General features: G+C 47.3%; 17 protein-coding genes and 5 tRNA genes. 20 read left to right on the forward strand and 2 right to left on the reverse strand.

From position 1 onward, the window contains the following. Window positions 1-15: 15 nt before the first annotated feature. Window positions 16-1,299, reverse strand: coding sequence for a tyrosine--tRNA ligase (gene tyrS, locus ACH3Y6_RS10855; RefSeq protein ID WP_490835635.1), 1,284 nt, complete (start codon window positions 1,297-1,299; stop codon window positions 16-18). A gap of 266 nt (window positions 1,300-1,565) precedes the next feature. Here tyrS and ACH3Y6_RS10860 point away from each other — a divergent pair, with 266 nt between their 5' ends. Both ACH3Y6_RS10860 and hscA read left to right on the forward strand, forming a co-directional pair. Then, window positions 1,566-1,943: an RDD family protein gene (locus ACH3Y6_RS10860; RefSeq protein ID WP_490835636.1), complete on the forward strand. Its 378-nt coding sequence runs from the start codon at window positions 1,566-1,568 to the stop codon at window positions 1,941-1,943. A 145-nt stretch (window positions 1,944-2,088) separates the two neighbouring features. After that, window positions 2,089-3,951 carry a Fe-S protein assembly chaperone HscA gene (gene hscA / locus ACH3Y6_RS10865; RefSeq protein ID WP_490835637.1) on the forward strand — a complete coding sequence of 621 codons (1,863 nt, stop codon included), beginning with the start codon at window positions 2,089-2,091 and terminating at the stop codon, window positions 3,949-3,951. Window positions 3,952-4,136: 185 nt separating this feature from the next. Here the strand turns inward: hscA and ACH3Y6_RS10870 are convergent, their stop codons facing one another. Then, a complete protein-coding gene (locus ACH3Y6_RS10870) occupies window positions 4,137-4,733 on the reverse strand; it encodes a riboflavin synthase (RefSeq protein ID WP_490835638.1) in 597 nt (198 codons plus the stop codon). A 197-nt stretch (window positions 4,734-4,930) separates the two neighbouring features. On the opposite strand from ACH3Y6_RS10870, the gene rpsU reads away from it, so the two are divergent. The 18 genes from rpsU to ACH3Y6_RS10960 all read left to right on the forward strand — a co-directional run bounded on the left by rpsU (window position 4,931) and on the right by ACH3Y6_RS10960 (window position 15,590). Next, the gene (gene rpsU, locus ACH3Y6_RS10875) at window positions 4,931-5,128 is read left to right on the forward strand and encodes a 30S ribosomal protein S21 (protein ID WP_490835639.1); all 198 of its coding nucleotides are present in this window, start codon (window positions 4,931-4,933) and stop codon (window positions 5,126-5,128) included. A 65-nt stretch (window positions 5,129-5,193) separates the two neighbouring features. Next, window positions 5,194-6,090 carry a tyrosine-type recombinase/integrase gene (locus tag ACH3Y6_RS10880; protein WP_490835640.1) on the forward strand — a complete coding sequence of 299 codons (897 nt, stop codon included), beginning with the start codon at window positions 5,194-5,196 and terminating at the stop codon, window positions 6,088-6,090. Window positions 6,091-6,256: 166 nt separating this feature from the next. Then, complete coding sequence (gene hpf, locus ACH3Y6_RS10885; protein WP_490835641.1) at window positions 6,257-6,556, forward strand: ribosome hibernation-promoting factor, HPF/YfiA family; 300 nt, start codon at window positions 6,257-6,259, stop codon at window positions 6,554-6,556. A gap of 57 nt (window positions 6,557-6,613) precedes the next feature. Beyond that, window positions 6,614-6,868 (forward strand): DUF3592 domain-containing protein, encoded by a 255-nt coding sequence (locus ACH3Y6_RS10890; protein ID WP_490835642.1) that lies wholly within the window; start codon window positions 6,614-6,616, stop codon window positions 6,866-6,868. A 206-nt stretch (window positions 6,869-7,074) separates the two neighbouring features. Beyond that, window positions 7,075-7,147: transfer RNA gene (locus ACH3Y6_RS10895), tRNA-Thr, on the forward strand. Window positions 7,148-7,226: 79 nt separating this feature from the next. Then, window positions 7,227-7,309 (forward strand) — tRNA-Tyr (locus ACH3Y6_RS10900). Window positions 7,310-7,438: 129 nt separating this feature from the next. Further along, window positions 7,439-7,511: transfer RNA gene (locus tag ACH3Y6_RS10905), tRNA-Gly, on the forward strand. A gap of 73 nt (window positions 7,512-7,584) precedes the next feature. Next, window positions 7,585-7,656 (forward strand) — tRNA-Thr (locus ACH3Y6_RS10910). A 111-nt stretch (window positions 7,657-7,767) separates the two neighbouring features. After that, window positions 7,768-8,955, forward strand: a complete 1,188-nt coding sequence (tuf, locus tag ACH3Y6_RS10915) for an elongation factor Tu (RefSeq protein WP_490835643.1) — start codon at window positions 7,768-7,770, stop codon at window positions 8,953-8,955. Between the two features lie 103 nt (window positions 8,956-9,058). After that, window positions 9,059-9,130 (forward strand) — tRNA-Trp (locus ACH3Y6_RS10920). A 121-nt stretch (window positions 9,131-9,251) separates the two neighbouring features. Beyond that, window positions 9,252-9,446: a preprotein translocase subunit SecE gene (gene secE / locus ACH3Y6_RS10925; RefSeq protein ID WP_490835644.1), complete on the forward strand. Its 195-nt coding sequence runs from the start codon at window positions 9,252-9,254 to the stop codon at window positions 9,444-9,446. Between the two features lie 5 nt (window positions 9,447-9,451). After that, window positions 9,452-10,057 carry a transcription termination/antitermination protein NusG gene (gene nusG / locus ACH3Y6_RS10930; RefSeq protein WP_490835645.1) on the forward strand — a complete coding sequence of 202 codons (606 nt, stop codon included), beginning with the start codon at window positions 9,452-9,454 and terminating at the stop codon, window positions 10,055-10,057. 120 nt (window positions 10,058-10,177) lie between these two features. Continuing rightward, window positions 10,178-10,654 carry a DUF4920 domain-containing protein gene (locus ACH3Y6_RS10935; RefSeq protein ID WP_490835646.1) on the forward strand — a complete coding sequence of 159 codons (477 nt, stop codon included), beginning with the start codon at window positions 10,178-10,180 and terminating at the stop codon, window positions 10,652-10,654. A gap of 326 nt (window positions 10,655-10,980) precedes the next feature. Continuing rightward, window positions 10,981-11,424 carry a 50S ribosomal protein L11 gene (gene rplK, locus ACH3Y6_RS10940; protein WP_490835647.1) on the forward strand — a complete coding sequence of 148 codons (444 nt, stop codon included), beginning with the start codon at window positions 10,981-10,983 and terminating at the stop codon, window positions 11,422-11,424. Between the two features lie 24 nt (window positions 11,425-11,448). Then, complete coding sequence (gene rplA / locus ACH3Y6_RS10945) at window positions 11,449-12,141, forward strand: 50S ribosomal protein L1 (protein WP_490835648.1); 693 nt, start codon at window positions 11,449-11,451, stop codon at window positions 12,139-12,141. A 55-nt stretch (window positions 12,142-12,196) separates the two neighbouring features. Beyond that, window positions 12,197-12,712 carry a 50S ribosomal protein L10 gene (gene rplJ / locus ACH3Y6_RS10950; protein WP_490835649.1) on the forward strand — a complete coding sequence of 172 codons (516 nt, stop codon included), beginning with the start codon at window positions 12,197-12,199 and terminating at the stop codon, window positions 12,710-12,712. A 206-nt stretch (window positions 12,713-12,918) separates the two neighbouring features. Next, the gene (rplL, locus tag ACH3Y6_RS10955) at window positions 12,919-13,293 is read left to right on the forward strand and encodes a 50S ribosomal protein L7/L12 (RefSeq protein ID WP_490835650.1); all 375 of its coding nucleotides are present in this window, start codon (window positions 12,919-12,921) and stop codon (window positions 13,291-13,293) included. A gap of 272 nt (window positions 13,294-13,565) precedes the next feature. Continuing rightward, entirely contained in the window at window positions 13,566-15,590 is a 2,025-nt protein-coding gene (locus ACH3Y6_RS10960) for a M13 family metallopeptidase (protein ID WP_490835651.1), read from the forward strand. The last annotated feature ends 16 nt before the right edge of the window (window positions 15,591-15,606 follow it).

Genomic DNA, 15,606 nt, shown 5'->3' on the forward strand with positions numbered 1-15,606 from the left:
TGTTAAATAGTTCGTTTATACTGCTTTTACCAGGTAGTAATTCTTTTTACCCTTTTGAACCAGCAGGTACTGGTTGTTCAAAAGGTCTGCACTGGTCACTTGTGTTTTGTCGGTACCGATCTTGTTCTTGTTCAGGCTCAGTCCGCCAGCCTGCCACATTTTCCGCGCTTCGCCCTTGCTGGGGAATATCTGCGTGTCGGCCAGGAAGCTTACCATATCGTAACCCGTATCCAGTAAGCTTTTGCTGATCTCGATGGTGGGTACTCCTTCCATTACCTGGAGCAGTTGTTCTTCCGTTAAAGACTGCAGTATTTCGGTAGTGGCATTGCCAAACAGGATCTCCGAAGCTTTCACCGCAAACTCATAATCGGCACGGCTGTGTACGAAAGAAGTGATTTCTTCCGCCAGTTTTTTCTGCAGGGCACGCTCATGTGGCGCCGCTTCCTGCCGGGCCAGTAAAGCATCGATCTCTTCCTTGGGAAGTAATGTGAAGATCTTGATCCACTGTGTGGCATCAGAATCACTGGCATTCAGCCAGAACTGGTAGAACTGGTACGGGGAGGTCTTTTTCGGATCGAGCCATACATTGCCTTTTTCCGTTTTACCGAATTTGCCACCATCCGCTTTTTTGATCAGCGGACAGGTAAAGGCAAAGGCTTCACCCCCTGCTTTGCGGCGGATCAGTTCCGTACCCGTCACGATATTTCCCCACTGGTCGCTGCCGCCCATCTGCAGTTTGCAGTTTTTGTGCTGGTAAAGCCAGTAGAAGTCATAGCCCTGTATCAGCTGGTAGGTGAACTCGGTAAAGCTCATGCCCACTTCACTGTCCAGCCGTTTTTTCACACTGTCTTTCGACATCATATAATTCACGGTGATGTGTTTGCCCACATCGCGGATAAAATCGAGAAAACGGAAATCCTTGAACCAGTCGTAATTGTTCACCATCTCGGCCGTATTGGCTTTGCCTGGGGTGAAGTCGAGGAATTTTTCCAGCTGCTTACGAACACCGGCCTGGTTGAACTGGAGCACTTCTTCGCTGAGCAGGTTGCGCTCCTCGCTTTTGCCCGAGGGGTCACCCACCATACCGGTGGCGCCGCCAACCAGCGCATAGGGTTTATGTCCTGCACGTTGTAAATGAACCAGCAATAAGATGGGTACCAGGCTGCCGATATGCAGGCTGTCTGAAGTAGGATCAAAGCCGATATAGCCCGAAACGGTCTCTTTCTGTAATAATTCTGCTGTACCCGGCATGATATCCTGTATCATACCCCGCCACTGTAATTCTTCTATCAGGTTCATCTCTGTTGCTGTTTGCGCAAAAGTAAGGAAACTGAGTGGTGAATGGGCAATCGTGAGGCGTCAGTCGTGAGTGGTGAGTAGGTAATAGGGAGTAATGGGTAATCGTGAGTCGTGAGGCATGAGTCGTCAGTTATTGTGAATTGTGAATTGTCAATTGTGAATGGAGGAGGGGCTGGCCATTGTCCATTCGCAATTGCCGCCTCACGACTGCCCAATCACAACTGACGATTCACGTCTCACGATGCATGATTTACTACATTTGCAGCATGAGAACAGTTGGCGACGGCACCCGTACCTTGAATTTTTTGATCGATACCGCGATCATCTTTGCGTTGGCCTATTTCAGTTTCAAGGGATGGAACTGGTATGTGAAATTCTGGGGTTATCCTTACTATCATTTTGGCTGGTTCTTTTTCGGGATCCTGTTCGTGTATTATTTCCTTTTTGAATCTATCTTTTCCCGTACACCGGGCAAATGGTTCACGTATTCCAAAGTGGTGGGCCTGGATGGCAAAAGGGCATCTGTTCCGGCGGTCCTGGTACGCAGTCTTGTCAGGCTCACCATTATCGACCTGTTCTTCATACCCATATTGGGAAAACCCCTGCACGATTACCTGAGCAGGACACAACTGGTGGAAATATAGGTTTGTACAAGCGGGATGTATCCGGCAGGTTGCCTATACCGCATTCATTCCTGAATTCGCAACCGATAAGCAATGGTAAGGCTTACTTTCGCAGTTAATTTTTGAGAGGAATCCAACTTCGTACCCTGTAATTTGTAATAGAGATATGGCTAAAATAGGCATCAACATAGCAACCGGAAGTTTACAGCAGGCAGAAATGATCGTGGGCATTGACCTGGGTACCACCAACAGCCTGGTGGCCATCATCCATCCGGAAAGCAAACAACCGGTGGCATTGAAAGAGCACAATGGCAGCAGCCTGGTGCCCAGTATTGTACACTTCGACGGTTTTGGTAACCCCACCGTTGGCGAGGCTGCCAAGGCATTCATGGAAACCGATCCGCAGAACACGATTTTCAGCGCCAAAAGGCTCATGGGAAAGAGTTTCAAGGACATCAAGGAGAACGCCGGGTTCTTTACCTATAAAGTGATCGATGATGATGCCGACAGCCTGGTAAAAGTGCAGGTGGGTAACCAGTTCTATTCGCCCATCGACCTCTCATCGTATATTCTGAAAGAACTCAAACTAAGGGCGGAACATATTTTAAAAACACCTGTGACCAAAGCGGTGATTACCGTGCCGGCCTATTTCAACGATGCCCAGCGTCAGGCTACCCGCGATGCAGGTAAACTGGCCGGACTGGACGTGCTGCGCATTGTGAACGAACCAACTGCCGCCAGCCTGGCCTATGGTCTGGGCATGGATAAGGACGAAGAAAAGACAATTGCGGTTTACGATCTGGGCGGGGGTACTTTCGATATCTCCATCCTGCGCATCAGCAATGGCATATTTGAAGTGCTGAGCACCAATGGGAATACTTACCTGGGTGGTGATGACATGGACAGGGCCATTGTACAATACTGGATGGAACAGGCCGGTATCACCCTGGAAGAGCTGCAACAGAACAAGGAACTTTCACAGGGACTACGCCTGCGCGCCGAAGAAGCCAAAAAACAGTTGAGCGGCCAGGACAGTTTCTCTGTTGACTGGAATGGCGACCAACTCTCACTTTCACGTGAAACCTTTGAATCGCTGATACGCCCGCTGATCGAACAGACCATGCAATCCTGCAGTAATGCCCTGAAAGATGCGGGACTGACTACGGCCGATATCGACACCATCGTGATGGTAGGGGGCAGTACCCGTGTGCCTGCCGTTAAAAATGCGGTCAGTGCATTCTTTGGCAAACCCGTGAACGATTCGGTGAACCCGGATGAAGTGGTGGCTTTGGGAGCGGCTGTACAGGCCGATATCCTTGCCGGCAATAACAAGGATTTCTTATTGCTGGACATCACCCCATTGAGCCTGGGTATTGAGACCATGGGTGGTTTGATGGATGTATTGATCCCCCGTAATGCCAAGATCCCTACCAAAGTGGGGCGACAGTATACAACGCAGAAAGATGGTCAGAGCGATATGCGGATCTCCGTATTCCAGGGAGAACGCGACCTGGTGAAGGATAACCGCAAACTGGCCGAATTCAGCCTGAAAGGTATACCCGGTATGCCTGCCGGTCTGCCCAAGGTAGAAGTGAGTTTCCTGATCAATGCCGACGGTATCCTGGTGGTAAAAGCGAAAGAATTACGCAGTGGGGTGGAGCAGGAGATCGAAGTGAAACCCCAATATGGCCTGACCGATGAAGAAGTGGAGAAAATGCTGATGGACAGCCTTACGCATGCCAAAGAGGACATGCAGGTGCGTGCCCTGGTAGAAGCCCGTACAGAAGGGGAGCAGATCCTGGATGTGACAGAAAAATTTATCGGTAAAAATGCGGCGCTTCTGACCAAAGAGGAGATCACAGCCACGGCAACTGCCATGCAGGCGCTGCAACTGGCGCTGACCATGGACGATAAGAACCTGATCCATACCAAGATAGAAGAACTGAACGAAGTCACCCGTCCCTTCGCCGAAAGGGCCATGGACGCAGCCATCAGTGGCGCATTGAAGGGGAAATCCATTACCTCGTGAGGCGTGAATCGTCAGTCGTGAATCGTGAGGTGTGAATGGTGAATTGTCAATTGTGAATTTTTGGGTTGGCGGCCAGGTTCGTAGTCCTGCTCACCTTAGACCTCTCACCATTACCCATTGACAATTCACAATTGACAATTCACAGGTAAGTGCTTCCCTATAACTCCCTACTCACCACTGACTACTCACGATTCACGACTCACTTCAAACCTGCGCTGCACATATTTTCCAAGGATATCGAACTCAATATTTACCCGGGAACCTACGGTTAGCTGGTGGATATTGGTGTGTTCGTAGGTATAAGGGATTACTGCAATGGTGAAATGGTCGCGGGTAACGTTAAAGCAGGTCAGACTGGTTCCATTCACGGCAATAGAGCCTTTTTCGATCACCAGGTGGGCAAATTCGGCGGGGAACTGGAAGCTGAACTCCCAGCTGCCGGCCAGTTCTCTGCGGGCGGTACAGAGGGCAGTTGTGTCTACATGGCCTTGTACGATATGGCCATCCAGCCGTCCGTTCATAAGCATACATCTTTCCAGGTTCACTTCGGTACCAGGCTGCCAGTTGCCCAATTCGGTCTTTTTCAGGGTCTCCTCAATGGCTGTCACCAGGTGACGGCCGGGCTCCACAGCCTCAACGGTCAGGCAGACCCCATTATGGCTCACGCTCTGGTCAACTTTCAGCTTATCGGAAATGGGAGAACTTATCCAGAAGCTGAGGTTGGTCCCCCTGGGGGAGATAGTGGCTACTTTGCCCGTATTTTCTATAATTCCTGTAAACATGCCTGCAAGTTAATTTCGAAAATCGAGAAACCCGCACCCGTTTATACCAGCTATCAGCTTCCAGCCTCGAGCCCCTAGCATCCAGCATCCAGCATCCAGCATCCAGTATCCAGCATCCAGCCCTCCAAATATTTGGTATTTCCAAATCAATCCCTATCTTTGCCGTCCTAAAAAACACCTGAGGAGGTATAATAGCTATGCTTATCATCGATTCAAAAGATTGTGAAAACATCGACAAGGCGCTCAAGAAGTACAAGAAGAAGTTTGAAAAAAGTAAAACTTTGCTGCAACTGAGAGAGCGCCAGGCTTTCACCAAGCCTTCCGTAGTTCGCCGCGGACAGATCCTGAAAGCAATCTACAAGCAGAATATAGCCAGCGGAAAGATCGAGGGATAATCCCCGTTTTCCGGCTTAACCATACTAAGTAGCCCTGAGTTCACTAACTTTAGGCTACTTTTTTTATGTCCATACCTCAGTACCCGCAGTTACAGCCCTTTCTCGATTACCTCAAATTTGAAAAAAGGTACTCGCAGCATACCCTGTTGTCGTACCAGAACGATCTGGAGCAGTTTTTTGCCTACCTGGCCAGCCAGTTCGATGCGCCGGCGCTGAACAAGGTCACATCCATGTATATCCGAAGCTGGCTGGCAGAACTGAAAGAGGGGGGAATTAGTTCTAAAAGCATTAATCGTAAGATATCTACGCTCAGGTCATTTTTTAAATACCAGATGAAGACGGGCGCGCTGCAGCAGACGCCGATGACCACCGTTACCGCCCCCAGGGTGAACAAACGGTTGCCGGTTTTTGTGGAGCAGAAAGACATGGCCATACTGTTTGAACATGTGGCATTCTCCGACGACTGGCAGGGCAGGACCGAGCGCCTGGTATTGGAGTTGTTCTACCACACAGGAATGCGTTTAAGCGAGCTGATCAACCTGAAGGAATCGCAGCTGGATGCTGCGCAATCGCAGGTAAAAGTATTGGGTAAGGGTAATAAGGAAAGGATACTGCCGGTATCGGCTGAACTGATGCAGGCATTAAAGGACTATGTGCAGGATAAACCGATAAAAGAGTCCGGAATTCAGCAGGTCTTCGTAACAGAAAAAGGGAAACCTTTGCAACCGCGTTCCGTGTATGCGTTTGTAAAAAAACACCTGGCGCAGGTAACAACTATCCAGAAAAAAAGTCCGCACGTACTGCGTCACAGTTTTGCCACGCATTTGATGAATAATGGCGCAGAACTCAATGCTGTAAAGGAATTGCTGGGACATAGCAGTCTGGCAGCCACACAGATTTATACGCATAACACGATCGAAAAACTGAAAGAGGTTTTTCAGAAAGCGCATCCCAAAGCATAAATCTTAAGGGCGTCATAAATCTTTAAAAAAACGAATACATTTCTTGTTCTTTCCTTGATATAGTTGTACCTTACGGGTAGAAACAACGGATACGGATAAGGTGTCCTGAAAATCAAAAAAAAGTTCTTTCAAATATTATTTTTTCACCGATTAAACGTGAGTTGCCATGAACGTTAACATTCAAACTGTGCATTTTGACGCAGACGACAAATTGGTTGAGTATGTAAACCGTAAAGTTGAAAAGTTGAGCACTTTTCATGACAAGATCCTGAAAGTGGATATTTACCTGAAGCTGGACAATGTGGTGCATACAATCAAAGACAAAGTAGTGGAGATCAGTGTACATGTTCCTAAGCACGATTTTTTTGCCAAAGCGTCTACAAAATCATTTGAAGAGTCTTTCGACAGCGCAATGGAGTCCATTGTTTCACAGATAAAACGAAAAAAAGAAAAACAAGCAGCTTAATTTTTTTTAAAAAAGCTCCCCGCCACAACGGGGAGCTTTTTTATTGGGGGAGATACTATGAGAATATGCCTGATTTTATCCGGTTTTTGCCTGTTTGCGGCCTGTTCTTCCCGGGAGGGGGAAACCAGGGCGCATATCACCCAACGCAGGACTGTTGCGGCCGGCAGGCTGATGATCAGTTATGAGTTCAGGGTTGGCGGGCAGGTTTTTTCAGACAGTATGGAGACGGATAACCGGGTGGTTCCGCACGATTCGGTTCCGGTGTTTTATTCGCCTGGAAATCCCCGAAAAAGCCATTTACAACTACCCTGAAACGGGCTTTTTCGGGCTACGTTGAAAAACCTGTTGAAAACTGCCTGAAAATTTTCGTTTCAAAATTTTGCTGAATTAAGTTTTCCATTACCTTTGCCATCCCAAAAAATGGGATAGTTCTTTGTGTTTTGTAATTCTGGACGACGGATAAAAGGGCCGAAAACCACCATTTTCACCTTCCGACGTTACTGGTTACAATCGTGTACGCCGAAGTAGCTCAGCTGGTAGAGCAGCTGATTTGTAATCAGCAGGTCGCGGGTTCGAGTCCCATCTTCGGCTCTAGCGTCACAGTTTGTAGTCTGTGGTTTGTAGTTTGTGGTGACCACAAACCACAAACCACAAACCACAAACCTTTTTTGGGCAGATGGCCGAGCGGTTAAAGGCGACAGACTGTAAATCTGTTCTCTCACGAGTACGTAGGTTCGAACCCTACTCTGCCCACAGTTCAAATTTGATCCCGCTTATGCGGGAGAAAATTTGAAAAGGAGTATCAGTTCTTTGTAAACATTTGGCGTTTGAGAGGAAGGGTAATCATCAAATTACCACATGCTCAAATTTTCAAATTAACAAGCGGAAGTAGCTCAATTGGTAGAGCGATAGCCTTCCAAGCTATAGGTCGCGAGTTCGACCCTCGTCTTCCGCTCAGAGCAGTCTGTTGTTTGTGATCTGTGGTCTGTGGTTCAAACTGCAAACTGTTAGATGGCAAACTGAGTTAAGCCGTTGTAGCTCAGGGGTAGAGCACTTCCTTGGTAGGGAAGAGGTCGTGAGTTCGATTCTCACCAACGGCTCAGTAACGAAATGAGGAACAGGTATTGTGCGGAGATCCTGAAAGGGAACAATCATAACATAAAAGGCTGTAAAGCCATCAATTTTTTAAACACAACTAAAAACCGATAAAAATGTCTAAAGAGACCTTCAAGAGGGAGAAACCTCACGTAAACGTTGGTACCATTGGTCACGTTGACCACGGTAAAACCACTTTAACTGCTGCCATCACAAGCATCTTATCGCAGAAAGGTCTGGCGCAGGCTAAAAAGTATGATGAGATCGATGGTGCGCCCGAAGAAAAAGAGCGTGGTATCACTATCAATACTGCACACGTTGAATATCAAACCGCAACCCGTCACTATGCGCACGTTGACTGTCCTGGTCACGCTGACTATGTGAAGAATATGATTACCGGTGCTGCCCAGATGGACGGCGCTATCCTGGTAGTAGCTGCTACCGATGGTCCTATGCCACAAACCAGAGAGCACATCCTGCTGGCCCGCCAGGTAGGTGTACCTCGTATGGTAGTTTTTATGAATAAAGTTGACCTGGTTGACGATCCTGAACTGCTGGAACTGGTAGAAATGGAGATCCGTGAACTGCTGACTGAGAAAGGCTTTGATGGCGATAACACTCCGATCATCAAAGGTTCTGCTACAGGTGCACTGGCTGGTGAAGAAAAATGGGTTAAATGCGTGGAAGAGCTGATGGATGCTGTTGATACTTACATCCCACTGCCTCCCCGTCCGATCGATATGCCATTCCTGATGTCAGTTGAAGACGTATTCTCTATCACTGGTCGTGGTACCGTTGCTACCGGTCGTATCGAGCGTGGTATCATCAAAGTTGGTGAGCCTGTTGAGATCGTAGGTCTGATCGATGCTCCATTGACTTCTACCGTAACTGGTGTGGAAATGTTCAAGAAACTGTTGGATGAAGGTCAGGCTGGTGATAACGCAGGTCTGCTGCTCCGCGGTATCGAGAAAAAAGATATCCGTCGTGGTATGGTAATCTGTAAGCCAGGTACCATCACTCCGCACACTGAATTCAAAGGTGAGGTTTACGTACTGAGCAAAGAAGAAGGTGGACGTCACACTCCATTCTTCAACAAATACCGTCCTCAGTTCTACTTCCGTACCACAGACGTAACTGGTGAAGTTACCCTGCCAGCCGGAACAGAGATGGTAATGCCAGGTGATAACATCAACCTGTCTGTAAAACTGATCGCTCCGATCGCTATGGAAAAAGGTCTGAAATTCGCTATCCGCGAAGGTGGACGTACCGTAGGTGCCGGTCAGGTTACTGAAATCATCAAATAAGCTGTAAGCTCCAAGCTTTTAGCTTCAAGCAAATGTTTTTTCTATTACATTTGTAACATATTCTAAAAGCTGTTCCGGTATTCCGGACAGCTTTTAGCTTTCTACGGGCATCGTACAACGGTTAGTATTAAGGTCTCCAAAACCTTCGATCTGGGTTCGAATCCTAGTGCCCGTGCTGAGTAATTTGAAGATCAGGTAATTTGACAATTTGAAAATGAGCATTTCGAATTCGAAAATTCCTTTCGCCGGAACGGCATTTTCAAATTGTCAAATTCACAAATTGTCAAATTGGTTCTATGAACAAGATCGCTACCTATTTCAAAGAGAGTTACCACGAGTTGCTGGAAAAAGTGACCTGGCCTACCTGGATGCAGTTGCAGCAGAGCACGGTGATCGTACTGGTAGCTACCGTCATCATCACAGCAATGGTATGGGTGATGGATTTCTCCAGTAACCAGTTGTTAAAGCTGGTGTATTCATTATTTAAGTAAAACACATGGAAGAAGTAGTAGATACCTCATTACCTGAAAGCGCAGCGCCGCAGGCCGATACCAAATGGTACGTATTGCGCGTGGTGAGCGGCAAGGAGCGTAAAGTAAAGGAGTACCTTGATAAGGATATCATCCGTAGCGGCTGGCAGGAGATTATCAAGCAGATCTTCCTCCCGATGGAGAAGGTATATAAAGTGCAGAACGGTAAAAAAGTGATGCGCGAGAAGAACTATTTCCCCGGATACGTGATGATGGAAGTGCTGGATGGCAAACTGAATGATGACATGGTGCAGCATATCAGCAACATCAGCAACGTGATGCACTTCCTCACAGACGGTAAGGGATCCAAAGGAAACATCATCTCCCTCCGCAAAAGCGAAGTGAACAAGATGCTGGGTAAAGTGGATGAACTGAACGACCAGGGCGTGACCATGAGTGAGCCGTTCATCGTTGGTGAAACCATCAAGATCATCGAGGGTCCATTCAACGATTTCAATGGTGTGATCGAAGACGTGAACGACGAGAAGAAAAAACTGAAAGTAACCGTGAAAATCTTCGGACGTTCCACTCCGGTAGAACTGAGTTACATGCAGGTAGAAAAATTAAGCTAAAAACACACGATATAGCCAAAAAGCCATTCCATACGGAGTGGCTTTTTTGTTTGCCGGCCATTCAGGTAATTTAGGGGCTATGAACCCCCTAATGCTTTAATTTTGAGTAAAATGAGTCATATGAAAAAAACATTGTTGATCCTGTCCGTACTGTTTACCGGATTGTCTGCCCAGGCGCAACCTCCGAAAGTGCCGGCTGAAGCGGGTACCGTATTTGGACAGGCCACTACCGCCGATAACGCCATTTCGGTAGACCAGTTGTACTCCATCATGGACAGCAAAAAAGAGAACAAAGAAATGACTGTTAAGCTGAAAGGAGTGGTTACCGAGGTATGCGAGAAAGAAGGCTGCTGGATCAAGGTGAAATCGCCCAATGGCAGTATGATGGTGAAAATGAAGGACCATCAATTCCTGGTCCCGCTGGTACTGAACGGTAAAACCATCGTGATCAACGGTATCGCTGACGAAAAACTGACCACCGTGGAACAACTCCGCCATTTTGCGGAAGATGCCGGTAAAAGCAAGGAAGAGATCGCTAAGATCACCGAGGCCAAAAAGGAGATCGTGGTTCAGGCTAAGGGAATTCTTGTTTTGTAGGAGTATATTGTTGGGGGGAGTCGTTAAAAGGGTTAAAATCGTTAAAATGGGTTAAATTCGGTAAAGTGGGTTAAAATGGTTAAAGAGGGTGGCTACAGCTTCAGATCCCCCCCCTTTAACCATTTTAACCCCTTCTAACCCATTTTAACCCCTTCTAACTAACCCATTTTAACCTCTTTAACTATTTTAACCAAACCCCCTCAATTCTTTGTTTTTCCCAAACAGTTCCTTACCTTTGCCGCCCCAAAAGTTCTTTAGATAAAGAATGATTGAATTTGGGAGTCCCGCTGAAAGCGGGACGTTATTACCAATTAAATCTTAAAAAAATGGCAAAAGAAATCTCTGGCTTCGTGAAGCTGCAGGTGAAAGGCGGTCAAGCCAATCCTGCGCCTCCAGTGGGCCCCGCACTCGGTTCTAAGGGTGTGAACATTATGGAGTTCTGCAAACAATTCAATGCAAGAACCCAGGACAAAATGGGAAAAGTAGTTCCTGTTTTGATCACCGTGTATTCTGATAAGTCTTTCGACTTCATCATCAAAACCGCTCCTGCTGCTGTCCAGTTAATGGAAGCCGCCAAAATCCAGACCGGATCTAAGGAAAGTAACCGTCAGAAAGTTGGTAAAGTAACCTGGGAACAGGTAGAAGCTATTGCCAAGGATAAAATGTCTGACCTGAACGCATTCACCCTGAACAGCGCCATGAGCATGGTAGCCGGTACTGCACGCAGTATGGGTTTGACTGTAGAAGGTAAAGCTCCCTGGGAAAACTAATTATTCACCTTAAAACAGTAAAAAATGTCAATTACTAAAAAAAGAAAAGTAGCTGCAGCCAAGGTGGATAAGAACAAAGCGTATTCCCTGAAAGATGCTTCAGCACTCGTTAAAGAAATCAATTGCACCAAATTCGATAGCTCTGTTGACCTGCACATCCGTTTGGGTGTAGACCCAAAGAAAGCAGACCAGCAGGTGCGTGGCACCGTATCATTACCACATGGTACCGGTAAAACCAAAAAAGTTCTGGTTCTCTGTACACCGGATAAAGAAGCTGCTGCCAAAGAAGCCGGAGCTGATTATGTAGGTCTGGATGAGTTCATCACCAAGATCGAAGGTGGCTGGGTAGATATGGATGTGATCATCGCTACTCCTGCCGTAATGCCTAAGATCGGTAAACTGGGTAAAGTATTGGGACCACGTAACCTGATGCCGAATCCTAAGACCGGTACTGTTACCAATGATGTGGCTGCTGCCGTAAATGAGGTGAAAGGTGGTAAGATCGCTTTCAAAGTGGATAAAGCGGGTATCGTACATGCTTCTATCGGCCGTATCTCATTTGCACCTGAGAAAATCGCTGAGAACAGTGCAGAACTGATCAATGCGATCCTCAAACTGAAGCCTTCTGCTGCCAAAGGAACCTACCTGAAAGCAGTCAGCATGGCCAGCACCATGAGCCCGGGTATCACATTAGACACCAAATCATTAATGAACTAATCCTGGTGATCACGCCAACGGCGTGAGATGACCCGGGTTTTTAAAAAGATTAGTTATGACAAAAGATCAAAAAAATGAAGTGATTGAAATTCTGAAAGGAAAGTTCAGTCAATACAATAACTTCTACATTACCGATACAGAATCTTTAACGGTAGCGCAGGTTTCCAAACTGCGTCGCACCTGTTTTGACAAGCAGGTTGAGATGAAGGTTGCGAAGAACACCCTGATCAAAAAGGCGCTGGAATCCCTGGATGCTGAGAAGTATGCAGGTGTTTACGAAGCCCTGAACAATGTAACCGCCCTGATGTTCTCTGAGAACCCTAAGGAGCCGGCTCTGATCATCAGTTCTTTCCGTAAGGCAAGCAACGGCGACAGACCGATTCTGAAAGCAGCTTTTATCAATGGGGATGTGTACACCGGTGACAATTCACTGTCTGCACTGACCAAGATCAAGACCAAGAACGAACTCATCGGAGAAGTTATTGGCTTACTGCAGTCTCCTGCAAAACGTGTACTGGCTGGTTTGATCCAACACCATGAGAAGCAGGCTGAAGGTGCTGCGGCAGAGTAGTCATTTGAAAATGTGAAAATGTGCTGATTTGAAAATGAAGGCACATGATTCAGGTTTCAGAAACAAGGATTAACTGGGATGCTGGTGTTTGAAGATTGTCAAATTTTCAAATTGTCAAATTCTCAAATTAATAGAATCAAATTTTTTTAAACCCTCCGTCGGATCACACAGAAACGTGATATGAAGACGGAAAAAATTTAAAACACATGGCAGACGTTAAAGCATTAGCCGAACAATTAGTAGGCTTAACAGTAAAAGAAGTTCAGGAATTAGCTGATGTATTGAAAGCTGATTACGGTATCGAACCAGCTGCTGCTGCAGTAGTGGTAGCAGGTGGCGACGGCGGTGGTGCTGCAGCTGTTGAAGAGAAAACATCTTTCGATGTGATCCTCGTTAGCGGTGGTGCAAGCAAACTGGGCGTTGTTAAGATCGTTAAAGAACTGACCGGCCTGGGTCTGAAAGAAGCAAAAGACCTGGTTGACGGCGCTCCAAAACCAGTAAAAGAAGGTATCTCTAAAGCTGAAGCTGATGATTTAGTAGCTAAGCTGAAAGAAGCTGGTGCTGAAGTGGAAGTGAAATAATTACTGTTTCGCTGAGAAAATATAGCCGGTGAGCGTTTGCTCACCGGCTTTTTTGTGTGAATGGGCAATCGTCAATCGTGAGTAGTGAGTAGGCCATTGTGAATGGTGAATAGTCAATTGGTCCATTCACCATTCACAATTGTCTATTCACAAATACTCCCTACTGCCTACTCACTACTCACGATTGCCGACTCCCGCCTGACGCCACCATTGACCAACGGTTTTGAAATATCGTTATGATTCGTAATATTTACAGTCACTAAAACCACTGTATGAAAAAGATGACTCTTCTGATGGCGGGTGTTTTGCTGGTACTGGTTTCCTGTAAAAGCAGGTCTGGATCCGACAAAGCTTTCTTTGATACCAGCGGGATGGACACGACCGTGCATCCGGGTGATAATTTCTTCCGGTATGCCAATGGCGGCTGGATCAAAAATGCCAAGATCCCCGATGACCAGAGCGGATGGGGCAGTTTTTATACCCTGTACCAGGATAACCTTACCAAAATGCGCACGATACTGGATGAAGTGTCGGCCAAAAAAGACCATCCCAAGGGCAGCATTGAACAGAAAGTGGGCGATTTTTATGCGAGTGGTATGGATACGGTAGCTATCGAAAAAGCCGGTTATGAGCCGTTGAAACCGATGCTGGCCAAAATCGATGCAGTAAAGGACCACAAGGAACTGATGAGCCTGCTGGCAGAAAATGCCAGGGAAGGCAATGGCGACCTGATCGGTTTCTATGTTGGCGCCGATGAACGCAACAGTGTGAAGAATATCCTGGTGCTGTACCAGACCGGTACCTCGCTTCCTGAAAAGGACTATTACACCAAAACAGACTCTATCACGGTGAACCAGCGGAACAAGCTGGCCGAACATGCGGCTACCTATTTTACCCTTACCGGTATGGCGCCGGATGCCGCGCAGAAAGCAGGAAGATCAGTATTGGCACTGGAGACGCTGATCGCACAATCGCATCTGACACCCGTGGAACAGCGAGATCCGGTAAAGAATTACAATAAGCTATCGTTGGCACAGTTGGAAAAACTGGCACCCAATATCGGGTGGACCGATGTACTTGCGAAAATGGGGATCCGTACAGACAGCGTGAATGTGGCCCAGCCCAGGTATTACCAGGCTTTGAGCGCGCTGTTGGTATCGCAACCGATTGACGTGTGGAAACAGAAAGTGAAGTTCGATTATATCTCCGGCAATGCGGCCTTGCTGAGCAAGGCTTTCCGGGATGAACGTTTCTCGTTCAGTAAACTATTCTCCGGCGCCAAAGTGCAGCCGGACCGCTGGAAGAAAATGGTGAGCATGACCGACAATGGGTTGAAAGACCTGATGGGGCAACTGTTCGTACAGAAATATTTTCCGGCCGAATCCAAAAAGCGGATGGATGAACTGGTGAACAACCTCCAAACCGCATTCAAGGCACGCATAGCCAAGCTGGATTGGATGAGTGATACCACCAAACAACGGGCACAGCAAAAACTGGCAGCATTCCTGAAAAAGATCGGTTACCCGGATAAATGGAAGAGTTATGAGGATGTGAACATCAGTCGCAACGACTTCTATGCCAATAACCGCAGTATTGCCCGCCATGATTACCAGGAAAGCATCCAGAAGATCGGCAAACCGGTGGATAAGACGGAGTGGGGTATGACCGCACCTACCGTGAATGCCTATTACAACCCTACTTTCAATGAGATCGTTTTCCCAGCCGGGATCCTGCAGTTCCCATTTTTCGATGGGAAAGCGGATGATGCCATCAATTACGGCGCCATTGGCCTGGTGATCGGTCATGAGATGACCCATGGTTTTGATGACCAGGGAAGGCAATACGATGCACAGGGTAACCTGAAAGACTGGTGGACCGCCAAAGACGGGGCCATGTTCCAGGCAAAGGCAAAAGCCGTTGTGGACCAGTATAACCAGTATGTGGTGTTGGACAGCCTGCATGTGAACGGAGCGCTGACACTGGGAGAGAACCTGGCGGATATCGGTGGCCTGGCCATTGCCTGGGATGCTTTTAAACTGACAGAACAGGGCAGGAGCGATCAAAAAATCGATGGATTTACACCTGATCAGCGTTTTTTCCTGGGTTTTGCCCAGGCCTGGCGTATTGTAAACCGTCCGGAGAATGTACGTACCGGGATCACGACCGATCCGCATTCGCCTGAGGAGTTCCGGGTATTGGGGCCATTGTCCAATTTCGACCCGTTTTATGCGAGTTTCGGAGTAACCGAGAAACACAAAATGTACCGGAAACCTGAAAACAGGGCGAAAATCTGGTAAAAAATAACCTAAGTAT

The sequence above is a fragment of the Sediminibacterium sp. FW305-C-269 genome (assembly GCF_058231045.1).

Coding starts and splice junctions, on each gene's coding strand:
- tuf (WP_490835643.1), top strand. CDS start 7,768: ATGTCTAAAGAGACCTTCAAGAGGGAGAAACCTCACGTAAACGTTGGT.
- secE (WP_490835644.1), top strand. CDS start 9,252: ATGAACAAGATCGCTACCTATTTCAAAGAGAGTTACCACGAGTTGCTG.
- rplA (WP_490835648.1), top strand. CDS start 11,449: ATGTCAATTACTAAAAAAAGAAAAGTAGCTGCAGCCAAGGTGGATAAG.
- rpsU (WP_490835639.1), top strand. CDS start 4,931: ATGCTTATCATCGATTCAAAAGATTGTGAAAACATCGACAAGGCGCTC.
- rplK (WP_490835647.1), top strand. CDS start 10,981: ATGGCAAAAGAAATCTCTGGCTTCGTGAAGCTGCAGGTGAAAGGCGGT.
- hscA (WP_490835637.1), top strand. CDS start 2,089: ATGGCTAAAATAGGCATCAACATAGCAACCGGAAGTTTACAGCAGGCA.
- nusG (WP_490835645.1), top strand. CDS start 9,452: ATGGAAGAAGTAGTAGATACCTCATTACCTGAAAGCGCAGCGCCGCAG.
- rplL (WP_490835650.1), top strand. CDS start 12,919: ATGGCAGACGTTAAAGCATTAGCCGAACAATTAGTAGGCTTAACAGTA.
- ACH3Y6_RS10890 (WP_490835642.1), top strand. CDS start 6,614: ATGAGAATATGCCTGATTTTATCCGGTTTTTGCCTGTTTGCGGCCTGT.
- ACH3Y6_RS10860 (WP_490835636.1), top strand. CDS start 1,566: ATGAGAACAGTTGGCGACGGCACCCGTACCTTGAATTTTTTGATCGAT.
- hpf (WP_490835641.1), top strand. CDS start 6,257: ATGAACGTTAACATTCAAACTGTGCATTTTGACGCAGACGACAAATTG.
- ACH3Y6_RS10880 (WP_490835640.1), top strand. CDS start 5,194: ATGTCCATACCTCAGTACCCGCAGTTACAGCCCTTTCTCGATTACCTC.
- ACH3Y6_RS10870 (WP_490835638.1), bottom strand. CDS start 4,733: ATGTTTACAGGAATTATAGAAAATACGGGCAAAGTAGCCACTATCTCC.
- ACH3Y6_RS10960 (WP_490835651.1), top strand. CDS start 13,566: ATGAAAAAGATGACTCTTCTGATGGCGGGTGTTTTGCTGGTACTGGTT.
- ACH3Y6_RS10935 (WP_490835646.1), top strand. CDS start 10,178: ATGAAAAAAACATTGTTGATCCTGTCCGTACTGTTTACCGGATTGTCT.
- tyrS (WP_490835635.1), bottom strand. CDS start 1,299: ATGAACCTGATAGAAGAATTACAGTGGCGGGGTATGATACAGGATATC.
- rplJ (WP_490835649.1), top strand. CDS start 12,197: ATGACAAAAGATCAAAAAAATGAAGTGATTGAAATTCTGAAAGGAAAG.